Below are 15480 nucleotides of genomic sequence, written 5' to 3'. Positions count from 1 at the left end.
ATGCAGCCTACCTGTCGCACGCTGTTGACACTGCTGCTAAGCGCAATTCTGTTATCAGGCTGTTGGGATCGGATTGAAATCAATGATCTCGCAATCATTACAGCTGCAGGTGTCGATTTGACCGACAATGACCGCATCAAGCTTTCTGTACAGCTGTTCGTTCCGAGTCCACCATCCTCTGAGCAGTCAGCATCCGGCCCTTCCAGCGGCTCAACCAATAAGACGGTTGTTAGAGATGCGATAGGAATAGACATGGCTGATGCAACTGCACGACTGCAGGAGCGGCTCTCGAGAAAAGTGTTCTGGGGACAGGCTGATGTATTCGTCTTCGGGGAGAAGCTTGCAAGAAAGAGCATTAAGGAACCGCTTGAGTTTCTTACTCGCCATCCGCACCCGAGGGAACGTGCCAATCTGTTCGTTAGTGACGGACCTGCGGAGAACGTACTCAAGTGGAATACGCCGATCGAGCGCAATAGCGCGGAGACGCTGCGTGAAATGGCAATTCTACAGACCGGCTTGAACGTATCCATTCTGCAAGCGATTGAAGAGTTGTCCGAGGAGGCGCATACGGCGGTCCTGCCCGTCGTTCACATTTTGCAAAAGGATGGCGAGTCTTCCCCTTTCATCAGCGGCTCAGCAACGTTCAAAGATTTACGGATGGCCGACAGGCTGGATACATCCGTTACGCGCGGACTGCTCTGGCTCCGCAATGAAATCAAATCGGCAACGATTACCTCGCCAGTACCTCAAGGAGGTGGCGGAATTGCATCGGTTTACTTATTTCACGCAAGTTCGAAGCTTGTACCTTCCATCAAGAACGGGGAATGGCGCATGCGTGTCGTAATCGATGCAACCGGCAATTTGAACGAGAACACAAGTACCTTGGATACGACCAAAGAGCCCAATATCGTCAAGCTTCAGCAGAATTTCAAACGAACGCTGCAGAAGCGAATCGAGGAAACGGTCAAAATCGCTCAAAAAAGCGGCGTTGATTATCTTGGTTTCGCGGAACAATTTTATCGGCATTACCCCAAACAGTGGAATAAGTCGAAGAAAAATTGGGACGAAATTTTCCCTAAAGTCGTCGTTAGCTACGACATTCGTCTAGTCGTCGCTCGCAACGGTCTGACTGGGGATAACAAAACGCTGCAGCAGAGCGAAACGCCATGATGCATGTGATGTTTCTAGGCTTTGTCGGGCTTGTCATCGGCAGCATTCTCTGGTTGGAATGGCCCTCGCTGGACCATGCACTGACGAAAGCCGTCTATCTGACGATCGTTTTCTCGGTGTTTATCATATCGGTCGTCATTACATTGTGGCCGGACACGCCCGGTCCATTGCAAGGGGTGCGCACGCTATTCAGGCCTCTTATCTTGCCTTGGATGCGGAAGTAAGACGAGATAAACCGTTTGGAGGGGGAATCCGTATGGAACGAGGGCGCATATCCGCAGCGCAGGTTGCGGTACTATCTTTCATGGCTGTGACGGCAACTTCTTTATTAACGGCGCCTACAGTCGCATCCTCTGTCGCTAAGCAGGATATGTGGCTCTCGCCAATACTGGCCTCTACCGTTGGTTTTCTGATTGTATGGCTGTTAGTCAAGCTGAACCAGGCTTATCCGAACCAAACTTTAATCGAATATATGAAGAAACTACTCGGTCGCCCCCTGGGGGTTACGATTGGACTGTTGTATCTGCTGTTTATCATTCAGACGACAGCGAACGTATTACGTCAATTCACCGATTTCATAAAAATGACGTTTCTGCTCACGACGCCCGCACTCGTAATTGCAGGCAGCATGATTCTAGTGTGCGCACTCATCGTGCGCGGCGGTGTTGAAACGGTGGCACGATTCGCTACGCTGCTTCTCCCGGTTGTAGTTGTGCTTATTCTCATGTTGTATATGCCGACAATCAAGGATATTAACGCGCATAACTTCGAACCTGTCTTAAGCGAAGGAATGACGCCTCCTCTGAAGGGGGCTTTTCGGTTAATGTCCTGGGTGCCCGTGTTCACCTTTATGAATTTCTACCTTCCTTTCGTATCCAACAAGCGGCATATGCTCGGGTGGGCATTTGGTTCTGTCGCTATTTTTACGGTCATCTTGTTCGTCACCTTCATTTTTGTCTATGCGATTCTGGGGGATGCAACCCCGATCTATGTATATCCATTCATGGTGCTGGCGCGATTCATTAGTTTAACCGAGTTTTTCGAGCATTTGGAGTCGCTCGTGATGATGGTGTGGGTCGTCGAGATCGTTATCCGTATTACGTTCGGCTTATTCAGCGCCTCGATCGGGCTCGCGCAGTGCCTCGGACTCCCGCAATATCGTCCGCTGGTATTGCCGATATCCATGATTATGGTGCTGTTCAGCTATTGGGGCATTACGAATGTCGAATTCGTATTCTCGCCTGAAATCGTGATGTATTACTTGACCTTCGGCCTGCTTCTGCCTCTCCTTCTTTACCTGGCGTCATTGATGAAGCGGCGATTCGGAAAGCAGCAGAAGGACACAGAAGAGAAGGGAGAATATGCCGTATGAATCACCCCAAGACCTATATTGTTGTAATCTTGCTTATCGCAATACTGATGCTGCTATTTGATTGGCGAGGATTAAAAGATGCGAAGACGAAGGCTGCCTATCTGATCCTCTATGTCCCGGGGGTTGCTCTTGCCATACTTCTCGTTATCAATCCTAATATTCCTGGCCCGGTTCAATGGATGCAGCCGCTGTTCCAGCCGCTGGCCAAGATGTTATTCAAATCGTAGCGAGCAGACCTATTTCATTATAAAGGAGCGATACGATATCGAAGCCGGAAAAATATCTTCAGCGCAGCTTGCCTGCATGCTGTTTCTGTCGCTGCTCGCAACGGCTACGCTGTCTTCTCCTTCGCTTGCCTATAACGTCTCGCACACCGACATGTGGATGACGCCGATCATCGGCTGTGTTACGGGTTTCGCTTCCATCTATATCGCATTATCGCTTCATCGACGCTACCCTGGCCGCACAATTGTCCAATATTGCGAGCTTATCCTTGGACCAGTAGTGGGCAAATTCATCAGCCTCACCTTCTTGATCGTCTGCCTGATGATGAATGCCAATCAGCTTCGTCAGTTCTCCGAGCTTATGAGTATGGCTTTCATGCCGAATACGCCCCTCGTCGTGTTTGCATGCACGATGGTATTGGTGAGTTCGATCGCCGTCCGTTTAGGTGTCGAAATTATAGGCCGATTAGCGCTCTCGTTGACGCCGCTCATTGTTGTTATCGTAGTCGTGCTCATCCTCCCTCTTATCAAAGAGATGGAACCAGACCGAATCCTGCCTATCTTCAGTCAAGGGGCGGCGCCTGTGCTGCGTGGAGCCATTACGCTGCAGCTCTGGTATCCGATGTATATGTACGCATCGATGTTTTTGCCCTATCTTTCCAAGCATGATCAGAACAAAGGTCGGTTGTACTGGGCCGTCGGATGGTCGGTCGTCACCTTCACCTTAACGTTCCTATATGTACTAATGGCTCTAGGCACGGCTACCAACTTCTTCTCCTATCCGTTCCTGCAGCTAAGCCGTTATGTATCCATCGCAAGCTTCATGACCCATCTCGATTCTCTGATTATGATCGTATGGGTAATGGACGTATTCATCCGCACAATCGTCATGTATTACGCTGCTACCAGCGGGTTGGCGCAATGGTTCAAGCTCAGCTCTTACAAGCCGCTGACGTTACCCGTCGGGTTGGCCATTATATTGCTGGCTTTCTGGTCCATTCCCGACGCTACGACCTATAACTACAGTCTCGGTCACATTATTCTGTTCTACTATATCTATGCCCACCTCTGTATCCCAATCGTGTTGTTTGCTACTGCACTACTGAGAGGCAGCAGTCCGAAGATCCCAACCTGACGAGGAGGTGCTGTATGAAAATAACGAAGATCTCGCCCATTCAGATTGCCTGTCTGCTGCTAATGGCAGTGTTGTCCACTTCTATGCTGTCTGCTCCGGCTGCTATTTTCTCGGAAGCAGGCAGGGACATGTGGATCTCCGCGATTATCGCACCGGTCAGCGGCTTTATCTTAATATCTACAGTCGTTGCGCTGCATCGTTTATTTCCTGGGCGCAACCTCATTCAGTACAGCGTCACTGTTCTGGGGGCGCCAGCGGGAAAAACGATAGGATTGCTTTTCCTCCTCAATGCACTGATCCTTAACGGCAATCAGACTAGGCAGTTCATCGACTTCGTGTCGATGAACTATTTCACGAGAACGCCAAGCATCGTTTTTACGGCTAGTCTTACGCTCCTTACTGCTCTTGCCATTCGGAGCGGCGTCGAGGTCATCGCCAGAATTGCAAGGTTGCTTACGCCGATCATCATCCTCATCATTCTGATCATCATATTGCCGTTGACTTATACGATAAATCTAGAGCGTCTGCTGCCTGTAATGGAGCACGGCTTTATCCCCATCGCTCAAGGAACTCTGGCGCTCAATATTTGGTACTCCATGTTCGTCTATTTGACTTTCTTTCTGCCGCATGTCGAATCGAATAAGAGAATGCAGCGCTGGGGCTGGATTTCCGTTACTACAGTCGCTTTATGCCTCTTCTTCACTTTCGTTTACACAATCGGCATTATGGGAAGCGCTCTTGGCGCGTTCACCTACCCATTCATGGTCATAACCCGCTATACGCAGGCTTTCGAGTTTCTTGCCCATCTGGACTCGCTCGTTATGCTGTTCTGGGTGCTGGACGTATTTCTTCGAGCTTGTTTGACCTACTATTGCGTAGTGATTGGTTTCGCTCATTTTTTGGGCCTGAAAGACCATAATCCTCTGATCTTTCCCGTTGGCCTTCTGATCATGTGCTTCACCTATTGGTCCTTTCCGAACACGATCGTGTTCGCCAGCTCGGCGCCATTGATCGCGGTCAGTTACAATATATTTAACTTTATCTACCCGCTGATCCTGCTGGCAGCAGCTAAGCTGAGGGGCTTTAAGGCGCAATCATCGGATTAAAAAAGACTGCAGCAGACACTATCGCGCCTTCTGCAGTCTCTTCACTTATTCACTATTTTTTGCTTCGTCCGAACAATTGTTTGACCTTGCCCCACGCTCCGTCTGAAGATGCCGTCGCTTCAAACACTTGCTGCTCTATGGTGCCATTATTAAGAAGCAATTGTGCATTTCTTTTATAATAATTAACCGCTTGATCGCCCATTTTGTCACGAACAGCATCATAGGCCTCACGAAGACAGAAGTATCGCCTCGTCGCATGATGCGCATCTGATGCTACGAAATGAATAAGTCCCTGCCGGCACATCGCCCAAGCAGCCTTCTCTACCCCTCGGCCAAAAATGCCGACCAGCGAGTGTGCAGTCACTTGCGCTAATGCACCGCTATCAACAAGACGCTGCAGCTGGCCGATATCCGCCGCCAATTCTCGATTACGCTCTGGATGAGCAATAATAGGGGTTATCCCTTTCAGAGTAAGCTCATATATCAGTTCCTCCGTCCCCTCCGGCACACGTCCAGACGGAAGCTCGATCAGCATATATTTCGTACCACTCAGCGTCAGAAGTTCGCCAGATGCTCCCTGCTCCCAACGGTCCAGCAGCTCATGGTGAACACGAATTTCTTGCCCGGTCAGAACCTGCAGCGGAATAGCTTCTTGATTCAGCCGTTCGTTCATTTGTTCCGTTAGTGCAATTACACCTTCGGCCGGGTTATGAAACTGCTCGTGCGCATGATGCGGTGTGGCAATAACCGTTGTTATCCCATTCGCAACAGCGTTACGGGCCAGCTCCAATGCCTCATCCCAATTTCTTGGACCATCATCGATTCCGGGTAAAATATGATTATGAATGTCAATCATCGCTGCTCGCTCCGATCTGCATCTATGTATATAAAATCATTTTAACACAAAAACACCGCCAAGCTTAAGCCTGGCGGTGTTTCTATAGAAGAGCAAATTATTATTTGCCGTTTACATTGATACGGTTGATCGCACGCTGCAGAGCTAGTTCTGCACGTTTGAAGTCAACATGGTCCGATTTCGCGTTCAAACGATCTTGAGCGCGATGCTTCGCAGCCTCTGCACGATCGACATCGATCTCGGAAGCGAGCTCAGCGCTCTCTGCCAGAATAACGACTTTATCCTTGCGGATCTCGATGAAACCGCCGGAAACAGCGAATTTCTCCGTAGCGCCGTCTTTCTTCACGATGACTGGTGCAATGCGAAGCGGTGTAACGAGCGGAATGTGGTTCGGCAGAATACCGAGCTCACCGTCTGCGCCCTTTACGCTCACCATGTTAACTTCCTGCGCGTAAACTTTACGCTCAGGCGTAACGATTTCTAGTAAAAGGGTACTCATTCTCGCATCCTCCCGCCTAACGCCTTACAGCGTTTTAGCTTTCGCCACTGCGTCTTCGATCGTACCAACGTTATGGAACGCGGATTCTGGAAGGCTGTCATGCTTGCCATCGAGAATTTCTTTGAAGCTGCGAACCGTATCTTTGATTGGCACATACACGCCTGGGATACCGTTGAACGGTTCTGCAACGTGCAGTGGTTGGGACAGGAAGTTCTGGATACGACGCGCACGGAGTACGATCAGCTTGTCTTCTTCAGACAGCTCATCCATACCGAGGATCGCGATGATATCAAGAAGCTCTTTGTAACGCTGCAGAATTTTCTTAACGCCTTGCGCTACTTGGTAGTGCTCTTCGCCGAGAATTTCTGGCGTCAGGATACGCGAAGACGATGCAAGCGGGTCAACGGCCGGGAAGATACCCATTGCCGCGATGCTGCGCTCAAGGTTAGTCGTTGCGTCCAAGTGAGCAAACGCCGTTGCAGGAGCCGGGTCCGTATAGTCATCGGCAGGAACGTAGATTGCTTGGATGGAAGTAACGGAACCTTTCTTCGTCGACGTGATACGCTCTTGAAGCTGACCCATCTCCGTAGCGAGCGTTGGTTGGTAACCTACTGCCGACGGCATACGGCCGAGCAGTGCGGATACTTCGGAACCTGCTTGCGTGAAACGGAAGATGTTGTCGATAAGCAGAAGTACGTCACGACCTTCTTGGTCACGGAAATATTCAGCCATCGTCAGACCCGTCAGCGCTACGCGAAGACGTGCACCTGGAGGTTCGTTCATCTGACCGAATACCATCGCCGTTTTGTTGATAACGCCGGAATCGCTCATCTCGTGGTACAGGTCATTACCTTCACGAGTACGTTCGCCGACGCCGGCGAATACGGAGATACCGCCGAGCTCTTGTGCGATGTTGTGGATCAGTTCTTGCAGCGTTACCGTTTTACCTACGCCTGCACCGCCGAAGAGGCCGATTTTACCGCCCTTCGCGTATGGAGCCATGAGGTCGATAACTTTGATACCCGTAACGAGCATCTCTTGCTGCGTCGAGAGCTCTTCGAACGTTGGCGCTTCGCGGTGGATTGGGCTTGCAATCGAACGGTCTACTGCACCGCTGTTATCGATTGGATCACCAAGTACGTTGAATACGCGGCCCAGCGTTGCAGGACCTACTGGCACCGTAATAGCAGCACCCGTATCAACAGCTTCCGTACCGCGAACCAGACCGTCCGTGGACGACATTGCTACGGCACGAACCATATTGTCACCAAGGTGAGTAGCGACTTCAACCGTCAGGTTGATATCAACTTCGCCTGGGTTTTGAGCTTTCTTCTCAATCTTGATTGCATTCAGGATATCAGGCAGTTGGCCATTGTCGAATGCAATGTCAACAACCGGACCCATTACCTGAACTACGCGTCCCTTGCTCATTCCTGTACCTCCTTATGGTTGTCATTCGCAGGCCTCTTTACCGCACCACGGTCAAGCAGTGCGGCCTGTCAGAGGTCGCATTGAACGAAACATTATTGCTGCTGCGCATTCGCTCCGCCGACGATTTCCGCGATTTCCTGCGTGATCGCTGCCTGACGTGCACGGTTGTACGTCAACGTCAAGCTTGCAATCATCTTCGTCGCGTTCTTCGTTGCGTTGCCCATTGCAGTCATACGTGCGCCGAACTCGGACGCCTTGCCTTCCAGAACTGAGCTGTAGATTACCGTCTCAGCGTATTTAGGAAGAAGAACGTCGAGCACCTTCTCAGGTGAAGGCTCATATTCATAGCTCGCTTTAGCTGCAGCGTCAGAGCTGCCAGCGAATTTCGATGCATCAAGCGGCAGAAGCTGCTTGATTACCGGAACTTGCGAGATTGCGTTAATGAATTGGTTGTACACCAAGTTCAGTTGATCGAATTTGCCTTCTTCGAAGCCTTTGACTGCGGATGCAGCCAATGCCTTGATGTCAGCAAACGTCGGTGAATCGGACAGTCCTACAACTTCTTCCGTCAGCGTTACGCCGCGGCGTTTGAAGTAGTCGCGTCCTTTGCGTCCGATAACGAACACTTCGTATTCTGCAGGAGACTTGTGCTTCTCTTGAATCTCCGTCCAAACTTTACGGAGCACGTTGGAGTTGTAGCCACCAGCCAGACCGCGGTCAGAAGTAACGACTAAGTAAGCCGTACGTTTGATTTCGCGGGACTGCAGCATCGGATGCTTGATCGTACCGCCGCCCGACGCGATGCTTGCAACTACGTCGCGGATTTTGTCGGTATATGGACGGGATGCTACTGCTGCGTCTTGAGCTCTTCTGAGCTTGGCGGACGCAACCATCTCCATTGCCTTCGTAATCTGCTTCGTATTCTGCGTACTCTTGATCGAGCGCTTAATTTCGCGCATACCTTTAGCCATTCGTTGTCACCACCTTATTACTGGAAGGAGAAACCTGCGGTTTCCCCTTTAGCCAGTTCTATTCCGCATTTGTTTGAAGAAATGGTTTATACCGACGGTGCGAAGCCCTTTTTGAACGCGTTGATCGCTTCAACAAGAACTTTCTCGTTGTCGGAAGTCAAATCTTTCGTATCGCGGATGGAAGCGAAAATTTCTGGTTTGTTTGCATCCACGTATGCAAGGAAATCGCCTTCGAAACGACGTACGTCTTGAACTGGGATTTCATCCACATGGCCCTTCGTGACACAGTAGAGTGCAACAACTTGGCGTTCTACCGGCATAGGAGCGTTGATGCCTTGCTTCAGAATTTCGAGCGTACGCTCACCACGGTCCAGACGGGACTGCGTAACACGGTCGAGGTCGGAACCGAACGCTGCGAATGCCGCGAGTTCGCGGTATTGCGCGAGGTCGGTTTTCAGCGTGCCTGCAACCTTTTTGATTGCTTTAATTTGAGCCGCGCTACCTACACGGGATACAGAGTTACCAACGTTAACCGCTGGACGCTGACCGGAGTAGAACAGGTCGGACTCAAGGAAGATCTGACCGTCCGTAATCGAGATTACGTTCGTTGGGATATATGCAGAGATATCGCCTGCTTGCGTTTCGATGAACGGCAGTGCCGTCAGGGAACCGCCGCCAAGCTCGTCGTTCAGCTTAGCTGCGCGCTCGAGGAGACGGGAGTGCAGGTAGAATACGTCACCTGGGTATGCTTCGCGGCCCGGCGGGCGGCGGAGCAAGAGCGAGAGCTCGCGGTATGCAGCTGCTTGCTTCGACAGGTCATCGTATACGATAAGAACGTGCTTGCCTTGGTACATGAAGTACTCGCCCATTGCGCAGCCCGTGTAGGGTGCGATGTACAGCATTGGGGACGGTTCGGATGCACTCGCCGTTACGACGATCGTGTAATCCAGCGCGCCTTGCTTACGGAGCGATTCAACAACGGTACGAACCGTCGATTGCTTCTGACCGATTGCAACGTAGATACAAATAACGCCGTTGCCTTTTTGGTTCACGATCGTGTCGATCGCGATTTGCGTTTTACCCGTTTGACGGTCGCCGATGATCAATTCCCGTTGGCCGCGGCCGATTGGAATCATCGCGTCGATTGCTTTGATACCCGTCTGCATAGGCTCGAATACCGACTTACGAGCCATTACGCCCGGAGCTGGAGATTCGACTGGACGCGTAGCAGTCGTGTTGATTGGGCCATTGCCGTCAACTGGCTCGCCCAGTGCGTTAACAACGCGGCCGAGAAGCGCTTCGCCTACTGGTACTTCCATGATGCGGCCGGTACGTTTAACTTGGTCGCCTTCGCGAATGCCTTTGTAAGGACCCATGATAACGACACCGACGTTGCTTTCTTCGAGGTTGAGTGCCATGCCGATTACGCCGTTGGAGAACTCCAGGAGCTCACCTTGCATCGCGTTCTCGAGGCCATGAACGCGGGCGATACCGTCACCGACGGAAATTACCGTACCAACGTCAACCACTTGAATTTCGGATTTATATTGTTCGATCTGCTGTTTCAGCAATGTGCTGATTTCATCAGGTCTGATACTCAATTCGCTCACCCCTATCTACAGTGCTCGTTTGTTCAACGATTTTTGCAAACGATTCAACTTACCCGCCAGGCTGCCATCGTACAGACGGTCGCCGATGCGAACTTGAATACCGCCGAGCAGCGCTGGTTCAACGACTTGCTCTGCCGTAATTTTCTTGCCTGTGATCTGGCTGAATTGTGCAGCTACCTTCTCGAGCTCGTCAGCTTCCAGCAATTGCGCCGTATAAACGGTCGCACGCGCTTGGCCAAGAGCTTCGCCTGCGATCTTCACGTAAGCGCCGTAGACGTCAACAATAACGTCTTGACGGCCGTTCGTCAGGAGCAGCTCCAACGTATTCAGCACAATGTATGAAACGCGATCCGCGAACACGCCGCGGAGAAGTTCGATCTTACGACTAGCATCAACCGATGGAAGCGCCAGAAACTTCTGTACGTCAACTTCGCTTTCGATTGCTTCTACGATCAGCTTCAACTGATCTTCGACTTCAGCAACGATCTGCTGCTGCTGAGCAATGTCAAACAAGGCTTTGGCGTAGCGCTTCGCTACTACGACATCGCGGCTCATTTGCTTCCAACCTCTTTCAGGTATTGGTCAACAAGCTGCTCTTGCGACTTCTCGTCGATTTGTTTCTCGATAATCTTCGATGCGATAGCAACGGACATGCCGCCGACTTCGCTGCGAAGTGCTGCGATTGCTTTGTTCTTCTCGCTGTCGATATCGCGAACTGCGTCGTCTTTGAGACGCGTAGCTTCGGACTTGGCAGCGACGATAATGTCATCAGCTTGCTTCGAGCTAGTCGCTCTAGCTTGCTCGATAATGTCATGAGCTTCTTTACGCGCTTGTTGAAGCGCTTGTTTCTGCTCTTCGAGTTGCTGGGAAGCCTGTTTACGGCTGTTCTCTGCGTTGTCGAGCTGGCTCTGGATATGCGCTTTGCGCTGCTCCATAATGCCGAACAGAGGACCGAATGCGTAACGACTCAGCAGCCAAAAGAGAATCAGAAACGCCACTAATTGAATACCAAATGTCGACCAGACGATATGCACTGGGCGTCACTCCCTTCTTAATGCAGTCGGTATTACACGTGCGTACACGAGGATTTCGATGCATGAAAAGTCCGCCATTGGCGCTCTAAGGCTAGGCGAACTTATTGCTCGAACATAAGGAAGGCGCGGAGGCTAAGGCACTCCCCGCCGTTCTTGTTCGATTTAAATTAAGCCTTGGCGAAGAACATGAACGCCAATACGAGCGAGATAACTGGAAGTGCTTCGACGAGTGCTACACCGATGAACATCGTCGTTTGAAGTGTACCGCGCAGCTCTGGTTGACGGGAGATACCCTCAACCGTGCGACCTACGATCAGACCGTTACCAATACCAGCGCCAAGCGCGCCCAAACCGAATACGATTGCTGCTGCAACCAATGCCAATGCTCCCATTAGAAAAATCCTCCCTTAATTATGTTTGAATGTATTGAGGCCCGTAAGACAGGCCATTGTTCCTGTGCTTCGGGAATGAAACCTATAGCTGGATTCATTCGAGCGAATTAATGCTCTTCGTGAACGATCGCCTGCGACATGTAAACCATCGTCAACATAACGAAGACGAAAGCTTGGATTGCGCCGACAAAGATACTGAATGCTTGCCATACGATGAGCGGAATAACGCCGATCCAGCTCAGACCACCGATGATAACGCCAATCATAACCTCGCCGGCAAAGATGTTGCCGTAGAGACGAAGCGCAAGCGACAGCGGCTTGGACACTTCCTTGATCAGGTTCAGCGGGAAGAAAGGAATGTAAGGCTCGAAGTAGTGTTTGAAGTAATGCTTTGTATTGCGGCGCATACCTTCAATGTGTGTCAGCAGAATGACGATAATCGTCAATGCAGCCGTAACCGCTACGTCAGCCGTAGGCGATTTCCACCATGCGATGTGCGCTTCTTCTTCGCCGCCAAGGTCGAGCTCCATACCGAAAATTGACGCGCCATGATGCGCTTCCGTCACGAAGCCGAACGGAAGACCAAGCATGTTGCCGACAAAGATATACATAATCAGCGCCAGACCGAGCGTCAAGTACGGCTTACCCTTCTTCAGGTCCATCGTTGTACCGATAATGCCGGTAACAAATTCGATAACCCATTCCAGGAAGTTCTGCATCTTGGTCGGTTTATCAACCGAAGCGCCACGCACGGCCAGGAGAGCCAGTACGAGTACGATGATACTGGTGACAATGATCATGAAGATGGCCGCAAGGTCAAATTCAATTCCCCATTTATGGACGGTAGGAAAAATATGATCCATTAGTTGTTTTCACCCCTTTCATCGAGGGATTGCATACGTCCCCGTCTGCATATGGTCCAAAATCCCAGTATGAGTGTTGCCAATTGGGCGACAAATAATCCCATGGCTACGCCTTCAACTCTGAAATCGAACGTTCTCGTTGCTATTACGACTGCAAGCAAGCCAATGCACGCCCGAGTGAAAAATCCAAGCGACGGGCGCCCCACGCCGCCACCAGCGGCACGCGCGCCAATCGAATCGACTTTCCACGCCAGGTGAAGCGCATTCACCAAGCTAGCTACCGTTCCCACAACAAGACCGCCCCACCAAGCCTGCTGCGCCGGAAAGACAGCCCAACAGATAAAGCAAACGGACAAAAAAAAGAACGTCAATCGTGTAACGGTTCGTAGGTGGGCCGACAGGTTGTCAATCAAGTTCCTTTGCCCCCCGTAAACGCTCGGATTAGAAAATAGATCGTTACGACGCCGACCGCAAGGCCTGCAAGCAGTCCGACAAGATACCAATATTGCGTGCCGCCAGAGGCGTCCGCCTTGGAACCAAGCCAATAACCTACCCCTAAACATACGGCAAGGTCAGCCCCTACGGTGCCGACCAACCCCATTGCGCGCCAGGGATTGTCCCCAAGGCCACTGTCCCGCGCGTTCCGATTATTTTCCGATGATGGTTTTTCATTGGACGGATTCATGGAATCACTCCAAAACTCTCATTTATTTTATCCAAGCGGCATCCATTCTGTCAATTCATATAAATTCAAACATTTAGTGAACAGGAGTCCAAAAACCCTTGTGCAGCAAGGATTTTCGGATTCCGAAACCGTACAGTACAACTGTATGCTGTACCCTCGTTGGGATTACCAAATATCTCTTGTAAACTATGAACGTTGTGTGAACGGAGCCGGACGGTTGTCCGCTTTTCCAAAATGGTGCAGAAGCGCCTGAACGATCCGAACGGATGCCTGTCCATCACCGTATGGGTTCGCCGCCCGACTCATCGTATTATACAGATCTTGGTCGGTAAGCAGCGCGCGCGTACGCTCATATACGTCCGCTTCGTCCGTGCCAACCAGCTCCAATGTGCCTGCCTCGATTCCTTCTGGACGCTCTGTCGTGTCGCGGAGAACGAGAACCGGCACACCGTACGATGGCGCTTCCTCCTGCAAACCGCCCGAGTCCGTCAGAATCAGATGCGTATGCGGGTAGAAATTGTGCAAGTCGACAACGTCGAGCGGATCGATCAGCTTGATGCGAGGGTGACCGCCGAGCATTTCTTCCGCTGGTCCCTTAACCGCCGGGCTCAAGTGAACCGGATACACGATCGCAATATCATCGAACTCGTCAGCAATGCGGCGTACCGCGCGGAAAATGTTGCGATGCGGCTCGCCTTGCGACTCGCGGCGGTGTGCTGTCATCAGAACAAGACGCTTGCCTTCTGCCCATTCGAGCACCGGATGCGCAAAGTCCTTCTTAACGGTGTACTGGAACACGTCCGTAACCGTGTTGCCCGTTACATAGATGCGTTCCTCCGGCTTGTTCTCCTTGCGCAGGTTGCCAGCCGACCAATCCGTCGGTGCAAAATGCACATCCGCGAGAACCCCCGTCAGCTGACGGTTCATCTCTTCCGGATATGGAGACAGCTTGTTCCATGTGCGAAGACCAGCTTCAACGTGACCGACTTGGATCTGCTGCAGGAATGCCGCGTAGCTCGCAAGGAAGGTCGTCAGCGTATCGCCGTGCACAAGCACGATATCCGGCTTCGCTTCACGAAGAATCGGCTCCAGGCCTTCCAGCACACGAATCGTCGTTTCCGTCAACGTCTGATTCGCTTTCATGACGTTGAGGTCGTAATCCGGTTGAATCCCAAAAAATTGCATAACCTGATCCAGCATCTCGCGATGCTGTCCGGTTACACATACGATCGGTTCGATCTGCTCATTGAATTTCTGCAGCTCTAGAAATAACGGAGCCATCTTAATCGCTTCAGGTCGAGTTCCGAAGATCGTCATGACTTTCAATTTGGACACAAAGGTCAGCTCCTAACTTCACAATGAAATAACATGATGGCATGGCATAACGCGCTGTATCCACCCTACAACGGTCTGGACCAGCGTCGTCATGCAGAGATCAATAAATGAGTCTAGTGCGTACCGAACATCCGGTCTCCGGCATCGCCCAGACCCGGCACGATGTAGCCATGGTCATTGAGCTTCTCGTCGAGCGCAGCCGTGTAGATCTCTACATCGGGATGCGCTTTCTGCAATGCCTCTACCCCTTCAGGCGCTGCGATCAGACACATCATCTTGATCTGCTCGCAGCCGCGGCTCTTAAGCGAATTGATCGCTGCAATAGCCGAACCTCCAGTCGCAAGCATCGGGTCGATGACGATAAGCAGTCGATTCGTCGCGTCCGTCGGCAGGTTGATATAGTATTCTACGGGTTGAAGCGTCTGCGGGTCGCGGAATAAACCGATATGGCCGATCTTCGCAGCTGGAATCATCTTCAGCATACCGTCTACCATGCCAAGGCCCGCTCTCAGAATCGGAATAAGTCCAAGCATACGTCCGGACACGACTTTCGCTTCCGTCTTCTGCACAGGCGTCTCCACTTCAATGGACTGCAGCGGAACGTCTCGTGTAATTTCGTATGCCATCAGCATAGCGACTTCATCAACAAGCTCACGAAAGTCTTTCGTATTCGTGTCCTTATTACGAATAAAGGTCAGCTTATGCTGAATTAATGGATGATCGCACACTATCAATTTGCTCATGGGGAACTGCCTCCTGATTTGCTAGCTGTTGTAACACAACTATAAGTAATCGTC

At 51.2% G+C, this 15480-nt stretch carries 19 protein-coding genes; 6 read left to right on the top strand and 13 right to left on the bottom strand.

Translation table 11 applies throughout. The annotated features are described in order from the left end of the window. From H8B09_RS18605 to H8B09_RS18580, 6 genes are read left to right on the top strand one after another with little or no spacing between them, the layout of a single operon-like run. Window positions 1–1170, top strand: a complete 1170-nt coding sequence (locus H8B09_RS18605; protein WP_191205040.1) for a Ger(x)C family spore germination protein — start codon at window positions 1–3, stop codon at window positions 1168–1170. Further along, a complete protein-coding gene (locus H8B09_RS18600) occupies window positions 1167–1394 on the top strand; it encodes a hypothetical protein (protein WP_191205039.1) in 228 nt (75 codons plus the stop codon). Before H8B09_RS18605 ends, H8B09_RS18600 begins: the two co-directional genes overlap by 4 nt. 32 nt (window positions 1395–1426) lie before the next feature. Beyond that, on the top strand, window positions 1427–2542 hold the full coding sequence (locus tag H8B09_RS18595; RefSeq protein ID WP_191205038.1) for a GerAB/ArcD/ProY family transporter: 1116 nt from the start codon (window positions 1427–1429) through the stop codon (window positions 2540–2542). Beyond that, window positions 2539–2769: a hypothetical protein gene (locus tag H8B09_RS18590; protein ID WP_191205037.1), complete on the top strand. Its 231-nt coding sequence runs from the start codon at window positions 2539–2541 to the stop codon at window positions 2767–2769. Before H8B09_RS18595 ends, H8B09_RS18590 begins: the two co-directional genes overlap by 4 nt. Next, on the top strand, window positions 2666–3901 hold the full coding sequence (locus H8B09_RS18585) for a GerAB/ArcD/ProY family transporter (protein WP_224753725.1): 1236 nt from the start codon (window positions 2666–2668) through the stop codon (window positions 3899–3901). The genes H8B09_RS18590 and H8B09_RS18585 overlap by 104 nt, the downstream gene beginning before the upstream one ends. Before the next feature lie 14 nt (window positions 3902–3915). Next, window positions 3916–5007, top strand: a complete 1092-nt coding sequence (locus H8B09_RS18580; RefSeq protein ID WP_191205035.1) for a GerAB/ArcD/ProY family transporter — start codon at window positions 3916–3918, stop codon at window positions 5005–5007. A 52-nt stretch (window positions 5008–5059) separates the two neighbouring features. On the opposite strand, the gene H8B09_RS18575 is transcribed toward H8B09_RS18580, so the two are convergent. From H8B09_RS18575 to upp, 13 genes are all read right to left on the bottom strand, one after another. Then, entirely contained in the window at window positions 5060–5863 is an 804-nt protein-coding gene (locus tag H8B09_RS18575) for a tyrosine-protein phosphatase (RefSeq protein WP_191205034.1), read from the bottom strand. A 100-nt stretch (window positions 5864–5963) separates the two neighbouring features. Beyond that, complete coding sequence (locus tag H8B09_RS18570) at window positions 5964–6362, bottom strand: F0F1 ATP synthase subunit epsilon (RefSeq protein WP_191205033.1); 399 nt, start codon at window positions 6360–6362, stop codon at window positions 5964–5966. Between the two features lie 24 nt (window positions 6363–6386). Then, window positions 6387–7793 carry a F0F1 ATP synthase subunit beta gene (gene atpD, locus H8B09_RS18565; protein ID WP_191205032.1) on the bottom strand — a complete coding sequence of 469 codons (1407 nt, stop codon included), beginning with the start codon at window positions 7791–7793 and terminating at the stop codon, window positions 6387–6389. A 92-nt stretch (window positions 7794–7885) separates the two neighbouring features. After that, window positions 7886–8764, bottom strand: coding sequence for an ATP synthase F1 subunit gamma (atpG, locus tag H8B09_RS18560; protein WP_191205031.1), 879 nt, complete (start codon window positions 8762–8764; stop codon window positions 7886–7888). Window positions 8765–8850: 86 nt separating this feature from the next. Further along, the gene (gene atpA / locus H8B09_RS18555; RefSeq protein ID WP_191205030.1) at window positions 8851–10365 is read right to left on the bottom strand and encodes a F0F1 ATP synthase subunit alpha; all 1515 of its coding nucleotides are present in this window, start codon (window positions 10363–10365) and stop codon (window positions 8851–8853) included. A 15-nt stretch (window positions 10366–10380) separates the two neighbouring features. Continuing rightward, window positions 10381–10929: a F0F1 ATP synthase subunit delta gene (locus H8B09_RS18550; RefSeq protein ID WP_191205029.1), complete on the bottom strand. Its 549-nt coding sequence runs from the start codon at window positions 10927–10929 to the stop codon at window positions 10381–10383. Next, on the bottom strand, window positions 10926–11408 hold the full coding sequence (gene atpF / locus H8B09_RS18545; protein WP_191205028.1) for a F0F1 ATP synthase subunit B: 483 nt from the start codon (window positions 11406–11408) through the stop codon (window positions 10926–10928). The genes H8B09_RS18550 and atpF overlap by 4 nt, the downstream gene beginning before the upstream one ends. Window positions 11409–11575: 167 nt before the next feature. Continuing rightward, a complete protein-coding gene (gene atpE, locus H8B09_RS18540; protein WP_191205027.1) occupies window positions 11576–11800 on the bottom strand; it encodes a F0F1 ATP synthase subunit C in 225 nt (74 codons plus the stop codon). A 107-nt stretch (window positions 11801–11907) separates the two neighbouring features. Then, the gene (atpB, locus tag H8B09_RS18535) at window positions 11908–12663 is read right to left on the bottom strand and encodes a F0F1 ATP synthase subunit A (protein ID WP_191205026.1); all 756 of its coding nucleotides are present in this window, start codon (window positions 12661–12663) and stop codon (window positions 11908–11910) included. Continuing rightward, complete coding sequence (locus H8B09_RS18530; RefSeq protein WP_191205025.1) at window positions 12663–13076, bottom strand: ATP synthase subunit I; 414 nt, start codon at window positions 13074–13076, stop codon at window positions 12663–12665. The genes atpB and H8B09_RS18530 overlap by 1 nt, the downstream gene beginning before the upstream one ends. Further along, window positions 13073–13348 (bottom strand): AtpZ/AtpI family protein, encoded by a 276-nt coding sequence (locus tag H8B09_RS18525; protein ID WP_191205024.1) that lies wholly within the window; start codon window positions 13346–13348, stop codon window positions 13073–13075. Before H8B09_RS18525 ends, H8B09_RS18530 begins: the two co-directional genes overlap by 4 nt. A 186-nt stretch (window positions 13349–13534) precedes the next feature. Beyond that, entirely contained in the window at window positions 13535–14683 is a 1149-nt protein-coding gene (gene wecB, locus H8B09_RS18520; RefSeq protein ID WP_318152658.1) for a non-hydrolyzing UDP-N-acetylglucosamine 2-epimerase, read from the bottom strand. Window positions 14684–14796: 113 nt separating this feature from the next. Continuing rightward, window positions 14797–15426 carry a uracil phosphoribosyltransferase gene (gene upp / locus H8B09_RS18515; protein WP_191205023.1) on the bottom strand — a complete coding sequence of 210 codons (630 nt, stop codon included), beginning with the start codon at window positions 15424–15426 and terminating at the stop codon, window positions 14797–14799. Window positions 15427–15480: the final 54 nt, after the last annotated feature.

Origin of the sequence: Paenibacillus terricola (assembly GCF_014779765.1) — a bacterium.
GTDB lineage: Bacteria > Bacillota > Bacilli > Paenibacillales > Paenibacillaceae > Paenibacillus_T > Paenibacillus_T terricola.
This window is presented reverse-complemented; position numbering and strand designations above follow the sequence as displayed.